General features: G+C 72.3%; 18 protein-coding genes and 1 pseudogene. 14 read left to right on the top strand and 5 right to left on the bottom strand.

Annotation, left to right across the window (positions count from 1 at the left end; genetic code table 11):
- Nucleotides 1–38: 38 nt before the first annotated feature.
- From O7632_RS19845 to O7632_RS19820, 6 genes and pseudogenes are all read left to right on the top strand, one after another.
- A pseudogene (locus O7632_RS19845) lies at nucleotides 39–452 on the top strand (ASCH domain-containing protein); the annotation flags it as partial.
- Complete coding sequence (locus O7632_RS19840) at nucleotides 438–1,184, top strand: maleylpyruvate isomerase N-terminal domain-containing protein (RefSeq protein ID WP_278120209.1); 747 nt, start codon at nucleotides 438–440, stop codon at nucleotides 1,182–1,184. The pseudogene O7632_RS19845 and the gene O7632_RS19840, both read left to right, overlap by 15 nt.
- Nucleotides 1,185–1,337: 153 nt before the next feature.
- Nucleotides 1,338–2,027 carry a helix-hairpin-helix domain-containing protein gene (locus tag O7632_RS19835; RefSeq protein WP_278116416.1) on the top strand — a complete coding sequence of 230 codons (690 nt, stop codon included), beginning with the start codon at nucleotides 1,338–1,340 and terminating at the stop codon, nucleotides 2,025–2,027.
- 149 nt (nucleotides 2,028–2,176) lie between these two features.
- Entirely contained in the window at nucleotides 2,177–2,572 is a 396-nt protein-coding gene (locus O7632_RS19830; protein WP_278116414.1) for an aldehyde dehydrogenase family protein, read from the top strand.
- Entirely contained in the window at nucleotides 2,569–3,924 is a 1,356-nt protein-coding gene (locus tag O7632_RS19825; RefSeq protein ID WP_278116412.1) for an iron-containing alcohol dehydrogenase, read from the top strand. Before O7632_RS19830 ends, O7632_RS19825 begins: the two co-directional genes overlap by 4 nt.
- A gap of 79 nt (nucleotides 3,925–4,003) precedes the next feature.
- On the top strand, nucleotides 4,004–4,231 hold the full coding sequence (locus tag O7632_RS19820; protein ID WP_278116410.1) for a DUF2277 domain-containing protein: 228 nt from the start codon (nucleotides 4,004–4,006) through the stop codon (nucleotides 4,229–4,231).
- 11 nt (nucleotides 4,232–4,242) lie between these two features.
- Here O7632_RS19820 and O7632_RS19815 read toward each other — a convergent pair whose 3' ends face one another.
- On the bottom strand, nucleotides 4,243–6,039 hold the full coding sequence (locus O7632_RS19815; RefSeq protein WP_278116408.1) for an Hsp70 family protein: 1,797 nt from the start codon (nucleotides 6,037–6,039) through the stop codon (nucleotides 4,243–4,245).
- A 28-nt stretch (nucleotides 6,040–6,067) separates the two neighbouring features.
- Here O7632_RS19815 and O7632_RS19810 point away from each other — a divergent pair, with 28 nt between their 5' ends.
- On the top strand, nucleotides 6,068–7,207 hold the full coding sequence (locus tag O7632_RS19810; RefSeq protein WP_278116406.1) for a hypothetical protein: 1,140 nt from the start codon (nucleotides 6,068–6,070) through the stop codon (nucleotides 7,205–7,207).
- Nucleotides 7,208–7,388: 181 nt separating this feature from the next.
- Nucleotides 7,389–8,024, top strand: coding sequence for a hypothetical protein (locus O7632_RS19805; protein ID WP_278116404.1), 636 nt, complete (start codon nucleotides 7,389–7,391; stop codon nucleotides 8,022–8,024).
- Here O7632_RS19805 and O7632_RS19800 read toward each other — a convergent pair.
- A complete protein-coding gene (locus O7632_RS19800) occupies nucleotides 7,990–8,721 on the bottom strand; it encodes a DUF2306 domain-containing protein (RefSeq protein ID WP_278116402.1) in 732 nt (243 codons plus the stop codon). The genes O7632_RS19805 and O7632_RS19800 overlap by 35 nt on opposite strands.
- A gap of 131 nt (nucleotides 8,722–8,852) precedes the next feature.
- Here O7632_RS19800 and O7632_RS19795 point away from each other — a divergent pair, with 131 nt between their 5' ends.
- Genes O7632_RS19795 through O7632_RS19785 form a run of 3 tightly spaced genes read left to right on the top strand, consistent with a single transcriptional unit; the run spans nucleotide 8,853 to nucleotide 11,559 of the window.
- Nucleotides 8,853–10,019 carry a histidine kinase gene (locus tag O7632_RS19795; RefSeq protein WP_278116400.1) on the top strand — a complete coding sequence of 389 codons (1,167 nt, stop codon included), beginning with the start codon at nucleotides 8,853–8,855 and terminating at the stop codon, nucleotides 10,017–10,019.
- Nucleotides 10,016–10,690: a response regulator transcription factor gene (locus tag O7632_RS19790; protein ID WP_278116398.1), complete on the top strand. Its 675-nt coding sequence runs from the start codon at nucleotides 10,016–10,018 to the stop codon at nucleotides 10,688–10,690. The genes O7632_RS19795 and O7632_RS19790 overlap by 4 nt, the downstream gene beginning before the upstream one ends.
- A 41-nt stretch (nucleotides 10,691–10,731) precedes the next feature.
- The gene (locus O7632_RS19785; protein ID WP_278116396.1) at nucleotides 10,732–11,559 is read left to right on the top strand and encodes a sugar nucleotide-binding protein; all 828 of its coding nucleotides are present in this window, start codon (nucleotides 10,732–10,734) and stop codon (nucleotides 11,557–11,559) included.
- A 109-nt stretch (nucleotides 11,560–11,668) separates the two neighbouring features.
- Here the strand turns inward: O7632_RS19785 and O7632_RS19780 are convergent, their stop codons facing one another.
- Genes O7632_RS19780 through O7632_RS19770 form a run of 3 tightly spaced genes read right to left on the bottom strand, consistent with a single transcriptional unit; the run spans nucleotide 11,669 to nucleotide 14,358 of the window.
- Entirely contained in the window at nucleotides 11,669–12,901 is a 1,233-nt protein-coding gene (locus tag O7632_RS19780) for an MFS transporter (RefSeq protein ID WP_278116394.1), read from the bottom strand.
- A 42-nt stretch (nucleotides 12,902–12,943) separates the two neighbouring features.
- Entirely contained in the window at nucleotides 12,944–13,915 is a 972-nt protein-coding gene (locus O7632_RS19775) for a pirin family protein (protein WP_278116392.1), read from the bottom strand.
- A gap of 35 nt (nucleotides 13,916–13,950) precedes the next feature.
- On the bottom strand, nucleotides 13,951–14,358 hold the full coding sequence (locus O7632_RS19770; RefSeq protein ID WP_278116390.1) for a TIGR03618 family F420-dependent PPOX class oxidoreductase: 408 nt from the start codon (nucleotides 14,356–14,358) through the stop codon (nucleotides 13,951–13,953).
- 624 nt (nucleotides 14,359–14,982) lie between these two features.
- On the opposite strand from O7632_RS19770, the gene O7632_RS19765 reads away from it, so the two are divergent.
- From O7632_RS19765 to O7632_RS19755, 3 genes are all read left to right on the top strand, one after another.
- A complete protein-coding gene (locus O7632_RS19765) occupies nucleotides 14,983–15,384 on the top strand; it encodes a hypothetical protein (protein ID WP_278116388.1) in 402 nt (133 codons plus the stop codon).
- A gap of 472 nt (nucleotides 15,385–15,856) precedes the next feature.
- A complete protein-coding gene (locus O7632_RS19760) occupies nucleotides 15,857–17,554 on the top strand; it encodes a hypothetical protein (RefSeq protein WP_278116386.1) in 1,698 nt (565 codons plus the stop codon).
- Entirely contained in the window at nucleotides 17,551–19,011 is a 1,461-nt protein-coding gene (locus tag O7632_RS19755) for an NADH-quinone oxidoreductase subunit NuoF family protein (protein WP_278116384.1), read from the top strand. Before O7632_RS19760 ends, O7632_RS19755 begins: the two co-directional genes overlap by 4 nt.
- The last annotated feature ends 24 nt before the right edge of the window (nucleotides 19,012–19,035 follow it).

Here is a 19,035-nt window from a genome sequence, read left to right as displayed (position 1 = left end):
GGATCGCCGGTACGGTCGGACCACCTGAGCGAGGAGCCATGGTGATCGAACTACCGAAAGCCGAATTCGCCTTTCCCGGACCGCTGCGCGATCGTCTGGTCGACGCGATCCTGGCCGGGGACAAGACCGCGACCACCGGGCTGGCGCCGCAGTACGACCTCGACGGGGAACCCCTGCCCCGACCCGGGGATCGGACCCTGCTGGTCGACTCCGCCGACCAGCCGTGCGCGGTGCTGGAGACCCCGCGGGTACGGACGCTGCCCCTCGCCGAGGTGGATCTCGCGCACGCCGTCGACGAGGGCGAGGGGTTCCGGACGATCGCCCGGTGGCGTGCCGGGCACGAGTCGTTCTGGCACTCCGCCGAGATGCGGGCGTCGCTCGGCCGCCCCGACTTCACCGTCGACGACGAGACCCTCGTGGTGGCCGAACGGTTCCGGGTGGTCGAACGGGTCTGGCGCCGCGCCGAGGTGGACGCCGCGTACCGCGCCGAGGCAGGTGCGCTCGTCGCGCTTCTGCGCTCCGTCCCCGACGTCGAGTTCGACCGGCCCACCCGCTGCGCACCGTGGACGGTCCGGGAGTTGCTGGCCCACACGGTGACAGCGCTCGGTCGGACCACCGAGCTGCTCGACGCACCTCGTACCGCCGAGCACCGATCCGGCCGGAGCGCGCCGGCGGCGGAGACCGGCGACGACACGGAGTTGGTCTCCGCCGCCGGGTACTACGTGGCCGACGCCCGTTTCGCACCAGCACAGGACACGGCCCGGATCGACCACGCGCGCCGGCTGGCCGATGCCGAACCGCCTCAGCGCCTGGTTGACGACCTGGCCCGTCGCGCCAGCGTGATCGCCGAACTCGTGGCGGCGCAACCAGCCGATCGCCGCGTGGTGACCAGGCACGGCGACCTGATGACACTCACCGACTTCCAGGCGACCAGGGTGGTCGAGGCGGCCGTACACGGCCTGGACGTCACCGACGCGCTCGGTCTCCCGCCGTGTCTGACCGGACCCGGCGCGGATGTGGTGGTGGCACTGGCACTCGGACACACCGGCGCGCCGCTGCGCGCGGCTCGCGGGTGGGACCGGGCACACCTGGTACGGGCGGTCACCGGCCGGGTCCGGCTGACCACGGCAGACCAGGCGGAGCTGGCCCGGCACGGTGGACGCAAACCCTTCTTCGGCCGGTGACGGCAGGTTCGTGACACGCACCGTTCCGGACCGGTTGGCAGCGAGTAGCGGGTGCACCTGCCGCAGCAGTGTCATGCCTCAGCCCGTAGGTTGACAGCGGCAAGGCCTTGACGAAACCCTTTCGCGATCCCGACTTCGGTGCTGGAGGTTGCCGTGGACTGGTCCCCGGGGAACGTACTGATACTCCTGGTCGTCGTTGCGCTCGGCGCGGCGGCGGGCTGGCTGGTGATGAGCCGTCGATCCCCGTCGGCGGGGTCCGCCGGGCAGTCCGCCGAACCAGGGACGGCAAACGGCGACGAGGCGGTCTCCGACCCGGTGACGAGTACGCCGCCGGTGGGGTCGACCCCGGCCGTGACGGACGCGCCCGCCGTCGCGGCGGTCACCGACCCGCCCGTCACCAGCGCCGTCACCGACGAACCGGTCGCGGTATCCGAGTCGGCTGAGCCTGAGCCGGCTGAGCCTGACCCGGCGGTGCCGGCCGGCCCGGCCCAACCGGAACCGATCGCTGCCGCGGCGCCCGCCGCGCCCGAGCCGGTGGCAGCAGCCGAACCCACTGTCCCGGCCGAGCCGGTGGCAGCAGCCGAGCCGGTCGCGGCGGTGCCGACCCAGGCCGTGTCACCCGAATCCGCGCCCGCCGACGACTTCCGACGCATCGAGGGGATCGGCCCCAAGATGGCCGCCGCCCTGCAGTCAGCCGGGATCCGTACGTATCAGCAGCTCGCCGAGACCGACGAGGCCACGCTGCGGGCCGCCGTGCGGTCCGCCGGGATGCGCGCCACGGCGAGTCTGCCCACCTGGCCGGCGAAGGCGCAGGCCCTGGCGGGGGCACGGACGGCCGACTGACCGCACCCGGGTCGCGGGCGTCCGATCGGGACGAAGGTCCCGCCGATCGAGGTCGACCGGCAACAGCGCGTGGGCAGGCGCAGGGTCGACGATGAGGTCGAGGGCCGGCGGCGGGGTGCCGCCGGTGCCGACCGAACGAGGTGATCCGGATGACCGCAGTCCTGGCGGCCCCGCCGACCGAGACCCAGGTGGCGATCGATGCCCTGGTCGCGGCGGCGTCGAAGGCGCTCGACGACTACGCCGAGTTCGACCAGGAACGGGTCGACACGATCGTCGGCAAGGCGTCGATCGCGGCGCTGGGCCGGCACAGCGACCTGGCCCGGCTGGCCGTGACGGAGACCGGCCGCGGCGTGTTCGAGGACAAAGCGGTCAAAAACATGTTCGCCTGCGAGCACGTCACCCACAGCATGGCCGGGATGAAGACGGTCGGGGTGGTCGGCCGCGACGACATCAGCGGCATCGTGGAGATCGCCGAGCCGGCCGGTGTGGTCTGCGGGATCACCCCGGTTGCAGCTACGGGCGTAACTCGGTGTCGAACAACGTGACCGCGCTGAATCTGCTCAACATCAAGCGGGTCGCCCGGCGGACCAACAACCTGCAGTGGTTCAAGGTTCCGCCGAAGATCTACTTCGAGCCGCACGCGATCCGGTACCTCGCCGACATGCCCGACGTGCACCGGGTCACCGTGGTGACCGACGCGACCATGACCCGGCTCGGGTTCGTCGACCGGATCCTCACCGTGTTGCAGGGCCGCGCCGAGCGGGTCGCCCTGCAGATCATCGACACGGTCGAGCCGGAGCCGAGCATCCGTACGGTGGACGCCGGCGCGGAGCAGATGCGTCACTTCCGGCCCGACACGATAATCGCCCTCGGCGGTGGATCGGTGATGGACGCCGCCAAGGTGATGTGGCTGCGCTACGAGCACCCCGGCGTGGTCTTCGCCGACATGCGGGAGAAGTTCTTCGACATCCGTAAGCGTGCCTTCACCTTCCCCGCACCCGGCGTGCTCGCCAAGCTGGTCTGCATCCCGACCACGTCGGGAACCGGCGCCGAGGTCACCCCGTTCGCGGTGATCACCGACACGGTCACCGGCAAGAAGTATCCGTTGGCTGACTACGCGCTGACTCCGAACGTGGCGATCATCGACCCGGTGCTCGCGGCGGACCTGCCGGCGGTGGTGACCGCTGACAGCGGCTTCGACGCGCTCACCCACGCCACCGAGTCGTACGTGTCGGTCTATGCCAACGACTACACCGACGGACTGGCGTTGCAGGCGATCCGACTGATCTTCGGCTATCTGGAGCGGGCGGTCGTCAACGGCGCGGCCGACCCCGAGGCCCGGGAGAAGATGCACAACGCGGGCACCATCGCCGGCATGGCCTTCGGCAACGCGTTTCTGGGCATCGTGCACGCTATGTCGCACACGCTCGGTGCGACTTTCCACATCGCCCACGGGCGGACCAACGCGATCCTGATGCCGCATGTCATCCGCTACAACGGGGCCCGGCCGACGAAGCTCTCCGGTTGGCCGAAGTACGAGCACTACCGGGCCCCGGAACGCTTCGCGGAGATCGCCCGGATGCTCGGCCTGCCGGCGGCGACACCGGAGGAAGGCGTCGAGTCGTACGCCGCCGCCGTGGAACGGTTGCGCGACGCGGTCGGTATCGAGCCGTCGTTCCAGGCGGTCGGCGTCGACGAAACGTCGTTCCTCGCCAGTCTGCCGCAGCAGGCGATGAACGCCTACGACGACCAGTGCGCCCCGGCCAATCCCCGGATGCCGATGCTCGACGACATGCAGGCGATCATGCGCGACGCGTACTACGGTCAGCCCGGCGAGACGGCCGACCAACCACACCCTGCGGCCGACCGGATCGACCAGCCGGCCTCGCGGGAGTGATCAGATCGACGGCGGCCGACCGGGCCGGCGTCGGCAGGCGCCGACGCCGGCTCGGCCGATGATGCGGCAGGATGGACGCATGTGCCGAAGCATCAAGACCCTTCGTGAGCCGTACGCCACCGACGTCACCGAGGCCGACATCGAGGCCGCCGCGCTGCAGTACGTCCGCAAGATCTCCGGATTCCGGCAACCGGCCGCGCACAACGCCGAGGCGTTCGACGCCGCCGTGGCGGCCGTGGCCGCCGCCAGCCGCGAGCTGCTGGACCGGTTGGTCGTCCGCGCACCGGCCGCGCCGTCGGGCGGCTGACCGACCCGACGTCAGCTCTGCCAGTCGATCCGGTTTTCGATCATCGCGACGACGTGTCGCCAGTGGTCGACCACGCGCGCCTGATCGAAGGCGAGCAGCTCACGACGTCCACGTCGAAACGGCATCCGGCTCGCCACCCGCAGCGCGTCGTCGAGTCGGTCCAGCAACGTGCCCTCGCCCAGGAGCAGGTGGCCGTCGGCGATGTCGAGCGCGGCGATCAGCTCGCGCGCCACGTTTCCCGTCTCGATCACCAGATCGATCAGCCACTGCTTCGGGTGCCGTTCCAACGTGACCGGCACCAGATCGAGCCGGTACCGGTTGTCCGGCGTCAGCGGTAGGAACGCCGTGGCCATCGACGAACTCAACGATTCCCAGTGCAGCACCGAGGTCATGTCGTGGTCATCGGTGCCGGCGGCGTGGTCGCTGGCCTGCTCAGGACGGGGAAACAGCGGGAGCCGCGCCCGCCGACTGGCGAACACCGCGCTCGTCGACCCGTCGTCGTCGGTGACGTAGGTGCGGACCGTGTACCCGACCCGGTCGCCGAGCGCCAGCTCGACGAGATGGACCGGGAAGTCCGCCGGCAGCACCCCACGCGGCGGGACGCCGTTGACCGCTGGCGGTGTGGTCGGTGGGAACACCGGCGCGGCCGGAGCCGGTGGTCCGGGCGGCGGGAACGCCGGTGGTCCGGGCGGCGGGAACGCCGGTGGTCCGGGCGGCGCCGCGGGTCCGCTCGGTCGAGGCACGGCCGGTGGCGCTGGCGGTACATACAGGCACCCCTGTGCGACCACCAGTTCGGGCTGATCGATCACGGTGGGCGGGATCCTGAGTCGCCGGTGCAGCAGCGCGGCGATCAGCGGCACCCGACTGGATCCTCCGACGAGGAACACTCCCGCCGTGTGTTCCGGTGCCACCCCCGCCCGGCGCAGCAGGTCGAGCGTGGCGGTGACCGTACGGTCGAGGTACGGCTGGGCGGCTTTCTCGAACTCTTCCCGGGTGATGTGCAGATCGACGTCGAGGATCGGGATGTGCAGATCGGCGTGGGGGTGCCGGGACAGCAGCTCCTTGGCCGCCCGCGCGCCCCACCACAGATCCCGCCGGGCCCGGGAGTCCGCACTGGTCTGCGGCCAGTCCAACCGGGCCCAGCCGGAGCTGGCCCGGGCGGTGAGGGTCCGGGCGTGGTCGACGACGACGGCGTCGAGATCCAGCCCGCCGACGTCGTCGAGGCCACTGGTGGCGATCACCTCGAACCCGGCGGCGCCGCCGCGCACCACACTGAGGTCGAAGGTGCCGGCCCCCAGGTCGTAGACGACCAGCGCCCGGCCACTCGGAACCCGTTGACCCAGGACGGAGACGAAGTAGGCGGCCGCGGCGACCGGTTCGGGAACCAGCGTCACCGGCGGCAGTCCGGCCCGTCGCGCCGCCTCGGACAGCACGGTCAGCCGAGTGCGTGCCCAGGCGGCCGGATGGGTCAGCACGACAGCCGACGGCGCTCGGCCGCAGACGCGGGACGCTTCTGCCCACTGCCGAGCCAAGACCGCCGCGATCAGATCGACGACGGCGTACTCCCGTTCGCCGAGCCAACTGGTCTCGTCGTCGATCCGCCGCTTCGGGTTGGGCTCCAGCCCGGCTGGATAGGCGACCGCCGCCCGTTCGGCGTCCGTTCCGGTGAGCACGGTGGCGTCCGGCCCGACATGGACGGCCGAGGGCAGCAACGGCGACGAGTCGAACAGCAGCGGGGTCACCGGGCCGCCGGGCCGGTGCAACACGCCGACCGTGGTGGACGTGCCGAAGTCCAACCCGAGACGCACCCGTGCGTACCTCCCGTACCCTGGTCGCATGTCCACGGAGGAGCCAGCGCCAGACTATCGTGTCGCGCCACCCGGACTGGGATATGTGCCGGAAGGTTACCTACCGCCCGAGCCGGCACCGAATCGGATCTCCCGCCGTCGGGTGTGGCTGGCACTCGGGCTCGCGGCCGTGGTCGTCGTCAGCGCCGGCACGACCGCCGGTTATCTGGTCTTCGGTCGATGGGACGGGCGTCCGGCCACCGGCGACGTCGCGATCACCGTACGGGTGTCGAGCCCGGCCGGCGACCGGCCGTCGACCAGCGCGCTGGAGCAGACCAAGCAGATCCTGCAGGACCGGATGGTCGAGTCCGATCTGACCAGGCCGACGGTCACCGCGATCGGCGACGAGACCCTGCTGGTCACTGCTGCCAGCGAGCAGAGCGATCAGGTCGAGGCGCTGCTGGCACCGGGCAGCCTCAGCTTCCGGCGGGTCCTCGCCACCCGGCTCGAGGAACCGCCCGTGACCGATACGGAGTGCACGGACGACCCGCCGGGTAGGCTCGACCCGGTCGCCGTCGCCGCCTCCGCCAAGGACAAACTCGGCACCGCCTTCGACCTGCCCGGCGAGGAATCCGAGCCGGTACGGCTGGACGACCCGGCGGTGGCGGCGTACACCGGACTCACCTGTGCCGAAGTCGCGGCCCTGCCTCCGGAGCTGCAGTACCGGGTGCCGGCGATCACCTGCCCGACGCTCGAACGCCGGCCGGCCGGTGTCTTCGACCGTCTCGACGCGTCCACCGCCGCCTGCGACTCCGAGCAGGCCACCCGATATCTGCTCGACGTCGCCAAGGTCGTCGGCGCCGACCTGGCCTCGGCGGAGGCGGAGCTCCACCAGAGCACGGGCGACTGGGTGATCCAGCTGCGGTTCACCGAGACCGGCCAGCCCAAGTGGACCGCCCTGACCGAGGAGACGGTGGCGGCCGGCAAGCCCGGCGGCGAGGACCAGCAGATCGCGATCGTGCTGGACAACACGGTGCTCAGCGCGCCCAACGTCCCTTACGTAGTGCGCGGCGACGCGACCTTGTCGGGTGCCTTCGGCGCCGACACCGCCCGGACGCTCGCGGCGACGCTGGCGCACGGCGTACTGCCCGCCAGGTTGACGGTCGTCGCGGTCGAGACCGTCCGCTGACTGACTGACTGACTGACTGGCCGGCCCGCCGCCGGGGTCCTGCCGCACCGGCGGCCGGCCCACCGGCTTATGTGAGGCTTCTTGAGCGAAACGTCAGTCGAAACGCAGGTCCACTCGTCGTCGCCGCCCGTACCGGTGGGTGGGCCGCGATCGCGCGGCGGTGACCGGGAGGAGCGGGCGCATGTACGGGTGGGACGTCAGAAGCGGACGGGCACGCAAGGTGTTCATCGGGGTGGCGGCCGCCGCCCTGCTCGGCGGCGGACTCGCGGTCGGCACCGGGCTGGGCAACGCGGGCGAGAACTGCGCCGGCCTGGACACCGCGCTGCGCAACAACCTCACCTTCATCGCCGAGCAGCGCGCCAACCCGGACGCCCTGTCCGTCGACCGAATCGCCAACCGGCAGGCCGTCGTCGACCTGATCCAGCAGCGGCGGGCCGCCGCCGGCTGCACCGCCGACGTCCAGGCCGGCGCCTCGGTCGCGGCCCCGACCACCCCGGCGGCGCCGCAACCGGCACCAACCGGCGGTACGGACACCGGTGCCGCGCCGGACGCCGGTGCGCCCGGGACCGGTGAGGTCGTCTGCGCCGGCTCGACGGTGACCCTGTTCACCGAGGACGCCGCCCCGGCGGCGTCCAGTGGCACCTTCCCGATCGGCACCGTGCTCAGGGTGACCAACCTCGACAACGACCGGAGCGTCACCGTCACGGTGACCAGCCCGTCGGCCAGTTGCGTGCTGCTCAACGATGCCGCCTTCGAACAGGTCCGGGAACCGGGCAGGTTCGTCATCCGGCGGGTCGTGGTCGAGCGGATCCGCTGACCCGTACCGCGTCGCGTCGTCGGCGAGGGCCGGCGGCGCGACGCCGGATCACCCACTCGGCCACCACCACGTTGATCAGCCAACCGGCGGCCATGGTGCCGGTCCGGCCCGACGCCGTCACCGGGCCGATCACGGCCAGCCACGCCAGCTGGGTGAAGAACTGGGTGCCCGCGCCCATCCCGATCGCGTACCCCCGGATCATCCAGGCCCGGTGCGCGGCGAAGTCGCGCCGCCGGATCGCGACGAAACCGACCACGACGCACGCCGCCATCGCCGCACTCACCACCACCCGGATGGCGACCAGCAGCTCGCTGTCGACCGCTGCCGGCGGCAGGAACAGGGTCAGCCACAGGCCGGTCCCGGCGGTGAGCAACCCGCAGAGCACCAGGACCCGCCCGGCGGCCCGGTGCCAGGCGCGGTGGCGTCGCCGCACGCCCGGCGCGAACTGGAACGCGCCGACGAGGCTGAAAACGGTGACGCTGACGATGTGCGTCACCAGTGCCATCGGGGTGGCGGTGACCCGGTCGCCGTCGGGCACGATGGCCGGCCCGCCGGCCAGCTCGGCCAGCCGCAGGCCGCCGGCGACCACCGGTACCAGGCTGAGCAGCACCAGCCCGGTGGGGATCAGCCAGTTGGCGGCGGTGGAGCGACCGGCGGAACGTGACGTCGACCGTGGATTCGGTACGGGTGTGAACATGGCTCGATCGTCGCGGCGGCGCGGCCGCCGGTCATCGCCGCACGGGCCGGTGTCGTCCCGGCCGTTGGACGGGGCCGCCCGTCGTACTTGTGGCCGGTCCGCCGGCACGGCCCGCTGCGTACGATCGCGGTGTGCGTGCGCTGCTGCGGTCGGTGTGGGCCGAGCCCGCCGTCGCCGACCCACCGACGCGGGTCTGGCGGGACTCGGCGCTGCTCGGCGCGGTCGGTGTAGCGGCGACCGTCGAAGGACTGCTCCGTACCGACCTGGTGTCGCCCACGTACTCGATGATCATCGCCCTGGTGTTGGCGCCGACCCTGTTGTGGCGTCGGACCAGGCCACTGCTGATGGTCGCCGTCGCCTTCCCGGTCACCGCCGTGGCCGCACTGCTGGTCGGCCACGAACCGGAGCTGGTCACCGGCGTCTACCTGCTGATCCTGCCGTACGCGCTGTACCGCTGGGGTTCCGGTCGGCAGATCGTGGCCGGTACGGCGATCATCCTGGCCAAGATGGGCCTGTCGGCGGCGGTGGGCCACCTCGACCTCGCCGACCTGGTCGGCGGGACGGTGGTGGTGTCCGCCGCGATGGCCGTCGCCACCGCGCTGCGGTACCGGGCGACGCTGTGGGCCCGCGAACTCGACCAGGCAAAGTCGGCCGAGCGCGAACGACTCGCCCGCGACCTGCACGACACGGTGGCCCACCACGTGTCGGCGATGGCGATCCGCGCCCAGGCGGGCATCGCGGTGGCACCGACCCGACCGGCGGCCGCCCTCGACGCGCTGGCCGTGATCGAGGACGAGGCGACCCGCGCCCTGGCCGAGATGCGGCTGATGGTGCGCGGCCTGCGCCACGGCGAACCGGCCGGGCGGCTGGACCCGACGGACCTCACCCCGAACCCCGGAATCGGTGACATCGCCCGACTCGCCAGCCCCGACCAGCCCGGGCCGGTCGTCGACATCGCCCTGCACGGCGACCTCGACGACATCCCGTCGACCGTCGCTACAGCGGTCTACCGGTTGGCCCAGGAGTCGGTGACCAACGCCCGCCGGCACGCCCGGCACGCCACCCGGATCGAGGTCCGCGTCGACGCCGACGCCGACGCGGTGCGGCTGCGGGTCAGCGACGACGGCGACACCAGCACGGCCCGACCCGCCGGTGGCGGTGGCTTCGGCATCGTCGGCATGATCGAGCGGGCGGCGCTGCTCGGCGGCACCTGCGACGCCGGTCCGGACCACGGCCGGGGCTGGACCGTCGCCGTGGCCCTGCCCCGCCACGCTCCGGCCGGCCGGGCCGGGACGTGACCATCCGGGTGGTCGTCGCCGACGACCAGGAGATCGTCCGGACCGGGCTGACGATGATCCTCGACGCCCAGCCCGGCATCGACGTCGTCGGCGCGGCGGCCGACGGCCGCCGCGCGGTCGACCTCGCCCACCGGCTACGCCCCGACGTGTGCCTGTTCGACATCCGGATGCCCGACGTGGACGGTATCGAGGCCACCCGCCGCCTCGCCGGACCCGGCGTCGTCGACCCGCTCGCCGTGGTCGTCATCACCACCTTCGACCTCGACGAGTACGTCTACGCCGCGCTGCGCGCGGGTGCCCGGGGCTTCCTGCTCAAGGACGCCGGTACGGCGCTGCTCACCCAGGCCGTCCGGGCCGCCGCCGTCGGTGACGCACTCATCGCGCCGGCGGTCACCACCCGACTGCTCGGCGCCTTCGCCGCCGCCGGTCCGGTGGGACCGGCCCGTCAGCCGCTCGATCCGTTGACCGACCGTGAGGAGCAGGTGCTGGTCGCCGTCGCCCGGGGCCGCACCAACACCGAGATCGCCGGCGAGCTGCACATCAGCCTCAGCACGGTCAAGAGCCACCTCGCCGCCCTGATGGCCAAGCTCGGCGTCCGCAACCGGGTGGAGCTCGCGATCTGGGCGTACGAGACCGGCCGGGTCCGGGCCGGCCTCGACCGGCCGACGTAGCGCGCGACACGCGGGCGGATCGCCGGGCCTACCGTGTTCGGATGAGGCTTCTCGTGGTGGGCGGCAGCGGATTCCTCGGCCGGGAGATCGTCCGTCAGGCACGGCGCGCCGGGCACCAGGTGGCCGCGACCTTTCACCGCCATCCGCCCGGCGGCGACCTCGACTGGCACGCACTCGACGTCCGCCGCCGCGACCATGTCGCCCGCGTCGCCGCCACGGCTCGACCCGACGTGATCGTCAACGCCGCCTATCGTCAGAACGACTGGGCGAGCACCGCCGACGGCGGCGCGCATGTCGCCCTCGCCGCTGGGGCGGTGGCGGCCCGGCTCGTCCACGTCTCCAGCGACGCGGTCTTCGCCGGCGCGGCGGGCGCCTACGACGAGACCTGCCCACCGGACCCGACGACGCCGTACGGTGCGGCCAAGGCCGCCGCCGAGACGGCGGTCGCGGCGATCACCCCTCACGCCGTCATCGCCCGGACGTCACTGATCATCGGGTACGGCGAGTCCGTCCACGAGCAACATGTGCACGCTCTGGCGGCCGGCGTGCGCACCGGTGTGCTGTTCACCGACGACGTACGGTGCCCGGTGCATGTCACCGACCTCGCCGCAGCACTGTGTGAACTCGCCGGGTCGCCGTACTCCGGGGTCCACCACGTCGCCGGCCCGGACGCGTTCAGCCGGCACCACCTCGGGGTGCTCATCGCGCGCCGCGACGGCCTCGACCCGGCCGCGCTGCCCACCGGCCTCCGTGCCGCCAGCGACGTCCCCGGACCGGCCGAGCTGCGGCTGGACTGCGCCCGTACCCGTGCCCGGCTGACCACCCGACTACGCGGTGCTCACGAGTTCCTCACCGCCGCGCGGATCTGACCGCTGGGCGAGCAGGTCCGCCTCGACCAGCCGGCCGGACAACGACGACCATCGATGACGGTGGTCCGGACGGGTACGGGCCACCGCCGGCAGTCGACCGCTCCGGCGCTCAGGCCGGCCGGGCTGACGGCACGTCGCCCCGGGTGGCCAGCCACCAGCCGGTGGCCGCGACCACGGCCACCAGAGCGGCGAAGCCGAACGGGGCAGCCAACCCGACACCAGCGGCCAGCGCGCCCCCGAGCAGTGCGCCACCGCCGGCGGCACCGTAGATCAGGGTCTTGGACGCCGCCGTCACCCGTCCCAGCAGACCGTCCGGTACGGTGCGTTGCCGCAGTGTCGCCGCGCAGATGTTCAGCACCGCGAACGCACCGGAGGAGACCACGGTCACCACCACCGCCACCCAGATCTGCGGTACGGCGAGAAGCAGCGCCGGCACTCCGGCGGTGACCGCCAGGGAGACGGCCAGCACCAGCCGGTGCCGCCGGCCGGCGACCAGCCGGTCGGCCAGGAACGCGCCGGCCAGCCCGCCACCGGCTCCGGCGGACAGCAGCAGGCCGTAGCCGAGCGCGCCGACACCGAGCACGTCCCGGGCGTACAGCAGGAAGATCGCGAACCATGCCGCGTCGGCGGCGGCGACCGCCGCGACCACCAGCGCCAGGGCGCGCAACGTCCGGTGCCGGGTGAGCCAACGCAGCCCCGCCCGGATGCTCGGGCCGACCGTCGTGACGGTGGTCGTGGCGGCGGCCATGGCAGTGGTGGTACGGGCCAGGCTGAGTGGCAACGACAGCACCAGCATCACGGCGAGCGCCAGGCTGGCCCCGTTGGCCGCGAACGGTACGGCCGCGCCGACGACGAACAGCGCGGCGCCGACCGGTGGGCCGACGAACTCGTTGCCGACGATGGTGCCGGCGGTGAGCCGGCCGTTGGCCCGCTCCAGCGCGGCCGGCGGCACCAGTTTCGGCACCGCCACCTGGCCGGCGGTGTCCCGCACCGCCTCGCCGACGCCGAGACCGAAAGCGCAGGCGGCGACCAGCGCGATCGTGGCGGTGCCGGTGGCCACCGTCGCGACCAGGAGCACCAGCATCAGGGCACGCACCGTGTCGGCGGCGGCGAGCAGCGTACGGGGTGCGACCCGGTCGGCGAGCGCACCGGCGGCCAGCCCGGCGACGAGCCAGGGCAGGGTCTGCGCGGTGGCGACGACGGCCAGTCCGAGCGGATCCCCGGTCAGCGACAGGGCCAGCAGCGGGAACGCGGCGACCCGGATCCCGTCGCCGATGTTGGCCAGGCTGGCGGCGCTCCAGAACCGCCAGAACGGCGTGCCGAGCGGTGGTGACTGTGACATCCGTACATGATGCACCCGGTCGGCGTACGGGGCGGCCAGCTGTCAGTCGACCGTGCGGCCGTGCCGGTCGCGGGCCTTGATCCGGGTGGTCGGCATCTCCGGGGCCGGCAGTGGGGTGACCACGCAGCCGGTGACCGTGCCGAACCGCCGGCCGGCCGCCCAGTCGTCGCGGGCGGCCACCAGTTCCTCGTGACTGCGGGCGACGAAGTTCCACCACATGACGAGGGGCTCGTCGAACGGTTCGCCGCCGAGCAGGAACAGCCGGGCGGCACCGCCGGCGGTCACCGTCGACGCGGACCGGCCCTCGCCCAGGTAGAGCAGCCCGCCCGGGGCCAGCTCCACTCCGTCGACCCTGGCCGTGCCGGACATCGCCAGCAGGGCGTACTCGAAATCGTCGCGCAGCGTCAGCGCGACGGGCGCGTCGGTGTCGATGTCGATCTGTGCTCCGACGATCGGGCTGGCCATCTCGGCGGGGGACCGGGCGCCGGCGTACTCGCCGACCACGACGGTGATCCGCGCGTCGTCGGCGGTGACCTGCGGCAGTGCGGCGTGGTGCTCGAACCGGGGCGCGCCGTGGCGGGCCGACTCCGGCAACGCCACCCACAGCTGCAACCCGTGCATCACCGGCGGATGATCCGGCGGCGACTGCTCCGAGTGGGCGATCCCGTGCCCGGCGGTCATCAGGTTGAGCTGCCCCGGCACGATCGGCTGGACGCTGCCCAGACTGTCCTGGTGCAGGATCTCGCCGTCGACCAGCCAGGTCACCGTCTGCAGCCCGGTGTGCGGGTGCGGCGGGACCTGCATGCCGGGCCGGCCGGCGACGTCGTCGGGCCCGAAGTGGTCGACGAAGCACCAGGCGCCGACCATCCGCCGGGGCCGCTGCGGCAACAGCCGCCGGACCGTCGTGTAGCGGCCCAACGGCACGTCGTGGCCGGGTAGCAGGATGCTCTCCGGCTGTGCGCCGGCCACCACGGTCGCGTTGTACCGGATGCTTCCCGACGTCTCCGTACTCATGCGTCGACCTTACGCGCGGTGCGGCCGGCCCGCCGTCATAGGCTGCCGAGGCGGCGGTCGATCGCGATCTCGATCACGACCCGGTCGGGGTTGGGCCGGGGAACCCGGTAGCGGCGGGCGTACCGCTGCTCGGCGTCCCGTACGGCTTGCGGGTCGTCGCGCACCCAGGCCCGGCCTTCGAGCGTGGACCAGCGCCGGCCGTCGACCTGGCAGACGGAAACCCGGGCGCCGGCCGGGCCGGCCGCACGGACGTGAGCGGCCTTGCGGGACCGTCCCGAGGTGATCACGCGGGCGGTGCCGGTGTCCGGGTCGAAGGTCACTCCGACCGGCACCACGTGCGGGCTGCCGTCGCGGCGCAACGTGGTCAGCGTGCACAGATGTCGTTCCTGCCAGAAGGCGAGCAGGTCCGGGGTCAACGGGTCAGGTGCTTCGGGCGCGGACATCGTGGTGATTGTCGCATCTCCGCCCGACGGGCGGTCCCGCCCGTGGGCCCCGCCCGTGGGTCTCCCGCGGCGGCAGGCTGAGTGGTTGATCAGCCGTCGGCCGAACGCCGGAATCCGGAAACCCAAGCAATTGCTCGATCGCTACAGCGAGTCCAGCGATCCTTTTCGCAGGGTACGGGAGTAGTGTTCTTAAGCGGGGCGGCGCGCCTTAACGTCGGTCTCCCGCAAGAGTCGGCTGCGTCGCCCCACCTCATTCTTGGACGTCCCGCGAAGGGTCGTGTCCGGGTACCCCGGGACCGTTTCGCGCGGCGGGCATCGGTGTCCCCTGCGGCGGCTCGGCCTGTTTCACGTTCTGCGCGACCGGTTGAACCGTCCCCGTGGGACCGACGTATGCATGGTCGAGACGGCGGCGAAGATCGCCGACGCCTCGACCGGAACGTCTCACGCAGTGTCCGGCGGCCCCACGCTCGGGGTGTCGCCGGGCGCGGGTGGAACCACCCGCCGGTAAGCCGACGATCGAGCGGCGCGGCCACCGGCAACTGTTCCCAGAAGGGTTGGGTTGTCAGTCGCATGTACTCACGTTCTCCTCGGCGTAGGGTCGACCACCCGGTCGGTCCGTCGCCGTTGAACTCGCGGCGGTGGAAGGTGGCCGGCACCCTCGGACTGGCGGCCCTGATCATGGGCGCCGGGCTCGGGCTCGCCGCTGCAGATACCTCCGAGTCCTCCTCGGTCGGTGTGATCCAGTGTCCGAGTGTCGCCGATCGGTTGCCGGCGGTGCCGGCGGCGGCTCGGGTGGAGGTGGATCGGAACCTGCGGTTGCTGGAGACGCAGCTGGCTGAGGCGAACGCGCGGTTGGCCAGTAGCCAGGGTCAGGGTGGTCCGAACTTCGTGAACAACGCGATCCTCGGTCCGCTGGCGAGTAAGCGGACGGCGACGATCGACCGGATCGCGATCTCGATCGGTCGGCAGGCGCAGCGGCCGGTGGGTCTGGAACCGCTGGCCACCTGCTCGTTGGTGGTCGGTTGACCCGACCCGGCTGGTCAGGCGACCAACTACGGGTCCGCTGACCCCACGGGCGCCCGGTCATCGTCGGCCGCGCGGTGCGACTGTCCGACCGCAGGCGATGGCTCGGATCGCGCCAAGCCGGTTCCCGCCGCTCACCCGGGAACCAGCCCTTCCGGTTCCGCTCTCTTCGCGGAACCGGAAGGGCGTCTTAATTTCCACTTATGATCTGTCGTGATCGGACAGTGACTCTCTGTTATCCAGACAGGCGGGGTGGCCGTCGATGGACCCGGAAGTAGCGGGACGATTCCGGCAGAACGTCCGGGGAACAAGCAAATCTCGAAGCGGTTCATCCGTACGCGCTTCCGCTACGTAGATGGTGAGGGACGGGGCGCTGGGGCGGGTGGGACGACCGGGAAGCGGTACGGTTTCTCCGGCGCCACGCCAAGGGCAGGCACTCGCGGCGACCGGGCGGACAGCCCGGACGACCGAGCGCATGGATGGCACCGAGCGGGAGATCGAGGAGCATATGGCGCGGACGAAGCAGAACCAGCGACCCGCCGGCCCCAGGCCCGAACTCTCCGGGGGTCGGCAACCCTCGCGACTGTCGGTCCTGGCGCTCTCGGCGTCGGTACTGGCGGCCTTCTGGGCCCTGGCGATGCTGACTCCCACCGGCCGGATCGCCTACGTCTACGCGTTTTTCTTCATGGACTTCTTCGGGGGCGTGTTCGCGCTCGTCGCGCTGAGCATCACCGTCATGATCGGGCTGCTCGCGACCGACCGGATCGTGCTGCTGCCCCGGCATCGAGTGCTGTTGCAATCCGCGCATCGCACCACCGGCATCATGTCGATCACGTTCCTGGTGCTGCACATCGTCACCCAGATCACCACCGGTGCGGTTTCGGCGGTCGGCGCCTTCGTCCCGTTCCTCGGCGGCGGGCAGGCGATCTACGTCGGGTTCGGGACCGTGGCGGCCTATCTGTTGTTCGCGATCCTCTGGACGGGTCTGGCCAGAGCGCGATTCGTCGATGTGGGTCCACCCTGGATGTGGCGGGCCCTGCACAGTGGCGCCTACGCCGCGTGGCCGATCGGCATTCTGCACGGGCTGAGCGCCGGGCGTCCGCCAGCGACCTGGGTGACCCTGAGCTACCTCGGCTGCGCGTTGCTCGTGGTCATCGCGCTACTGGTCCGGTTCGCCACCGGCGTCGGCAAGAAGAAGCCCTTCGTGTCGCAGGCCACCGGGACGTCGATCAAACCGGTCGGCAAGATGGCCGAGGATCTCCGTACCGGGTCGGGCTCGGCCCGTCGCCGTGGCAGCCGGGACGACGAGATCAGCCTGGAGCCGGTGACGAGCCGGTTCGCGTCGATCGGCGACCGCGCCGCCGACATGATCGACTCTTGGGCGCCGGTCGGCGCGGGCCGGGGCGCAACGGCCCGGACGAGCCAACCGACGTCGTCGGACCGGTATCGGGTGCCGGAGGTACCACGGCCGAGCCCGCGTCCGCGACCCACCGTGGCCGAGCCGGACCGCGACTGGGACGACGAACAGATCCCCGGCCGTGGCCGCTACGCCGAGTCCGACGACGGCCGTGGCCGCTACGCCGACGACACGGCCGCCCGTCGCCGCTACGCCGAGCCCGACGACGGCCGTGGCCGCTACGCCGAGCCGGACAGCGGGCGCCGGCGCTACGCCGCCGACGACGCCCGGTACGCCGACACCCGTTACGACGCCGACGCCCGATTCACCGACGGGGTCGACGACCGCCGGTACGAGCCGCGGCGCTCGACGCAGGAGCCGGTCGGGTCCCGTGGTCGCTACGCCCCCGAGGACCGCCCGGTGTCCGGTGCCGGCGCGCGTAGCCGGTTCGCCGACGAACGTCCCGTCTCCGGCGCCGGCCCCCGGGGGCGATTCGACGACCGTCCGGTCTCGGCGGAGCCGGTGCGCAGCCGCGCCGCCCGCCGCCGTGCCGACGAGGAGGAGACGGTCCCGCCACCTCGTTCCACCCGCCAGCCAGAGGACGATTACCTGCCACCGGATGACACTCCCACCCTGGTCGACCTGGCGTCCCGGCGCGCCAAGCGGGCCGCCGCCGCAGCCGACCCGGCCGCTGGTCGCCGGTCCCGCCGCCGTCGCGGAGCCTCCGACGACTTCGATGAGGAGTACTGGACCCAGCTTCGAGGAGAAGCGAATTGAGAGCGGCACCGGTTCCCCCCGTAGCCACCATCGGCCCGCCTCGGCTCACCGCCGGCTTCGAGGAGTTCGGGCGGCTCGACCTGCGGGCGCACGAGGAGGTGCACGGCGGGGTCGGACCGTTGTCGGTGGCCGACCTGATCCGGCTGGCCGAGGCGATCGAGCTACGTGGCCGCGGCGGTGCGGGCTTCCCGTTCCACCGCAAGGTCCAAGCGGTGGTCGACTCCGCCGAGAAGCAGGACAAGCCCGTCGTGGTCGTGGTCAACGCCACCGAAGGCGAACCGGCGAGCTGGAAAGACAAGGTCCTGCTCACCCGCGCGCCGCACCTCATCCTCGACGGCGCCGCGTTGGCCGCCTTCGCGCTCGACGCCGAGGAGATCGTGATCGGCGTCGCCGACGACGGTGTCGGTGGTGCGTCACTCTCCGCCGCCCTGGCCGAACGTCGGATGCCCGCGCCGACCAGCATCGTCACCGTCCCGCACCGATTCATCTCCGGAGAGGGAGGTGCCCTGGTACGCGGGATCAACGGGTTGCCGCACATCCCGCCCGGGGTGAAGGTCCGGGCCAGTGACTCCGGAGTCAGCGGTCTGCCGACGCTGTTGTCCAACGCGGAGACCTACTCGCAGCTGGCGGTTGCGGCCAGACTCGGACCGTACGAGTTCGCCGCGCTCGGTCTGCCCGACGAACCGGGGACGGTGCTGCTCACCATCGGCGGGTCGGCGGCCCGGCCGGCGGTGGTGGAATGTCCGACCGGCACACCGCTGCTCGACATCCTGGAGCTGTGTGAGGCACCGGTCGGACCCGGGCTGTTGATTGGTGGATTCCACGGGAAGTGGATCACACCGGAGGCGGTGGCCACCGTGGAGGTGTCCCGTCAGGGTTTCACCAGGGTCGGTGGCACGCTCGGGGCGGGGATCACCGTTCCGCTCGGCGAAGGAACCTGCCCACTGGGTGAGGTCGCGCGAGTGGTGCACTACCTTGCCGGAGAGTCTGCCGGCCAGTGCGGCCCGTGTCGGCTCGGCCTGCCGGACCTGGCCCGGGCGGTCGACTCCCTGGTGATCGGCAGCGCGGCGGTCGACGTGGTGCGGGCGGCGGCGAGCGTGGTCAAGGGTCGCGGTGCCTGCAGCCACCCGGACGGCACCTCACGGTTCGCGATCTCCGCCCTGGAGGTCTTCGCCGAGGACCTGGCCGCGCACGCTCAGGGCGACGGGTGCGGCAAGCAGGTCAAGGGAATCCTGCCGTTGCCCGCCGACGCGCCGTCCGGTGGCACCAAACGGCTCAGCGTCGACTGGACCCGCTGCGACGGGCACGGGCTCTGCGCCCATGTGGTTCCGGAGTTCATTCGGCTCGACGCCAACGGATACCCGGCGTTCCCGCCGTCCCCGGTGCCGGTGTGGCTCGAACCGGGTGCCCGCAAGGCGGTCAACATGTGTCCGGCGCTGGCGTTGCGCCTCGGGTGAGGGCAAGGGCGGCCACTAGCGCGT

The sequence above is a fragment of the Solwaraspora sp. WMMD406 genome (genome assembly GCF_029626025.1).
Lineage (GTDB): Bacteria > Actinomycetota > Actinomycetes > Mycobacteriales > Micromonosporaceae > Micromonospora_E.
This window is presented reverse-complemented; position numbering and strand designations above follow the sequence as displayed.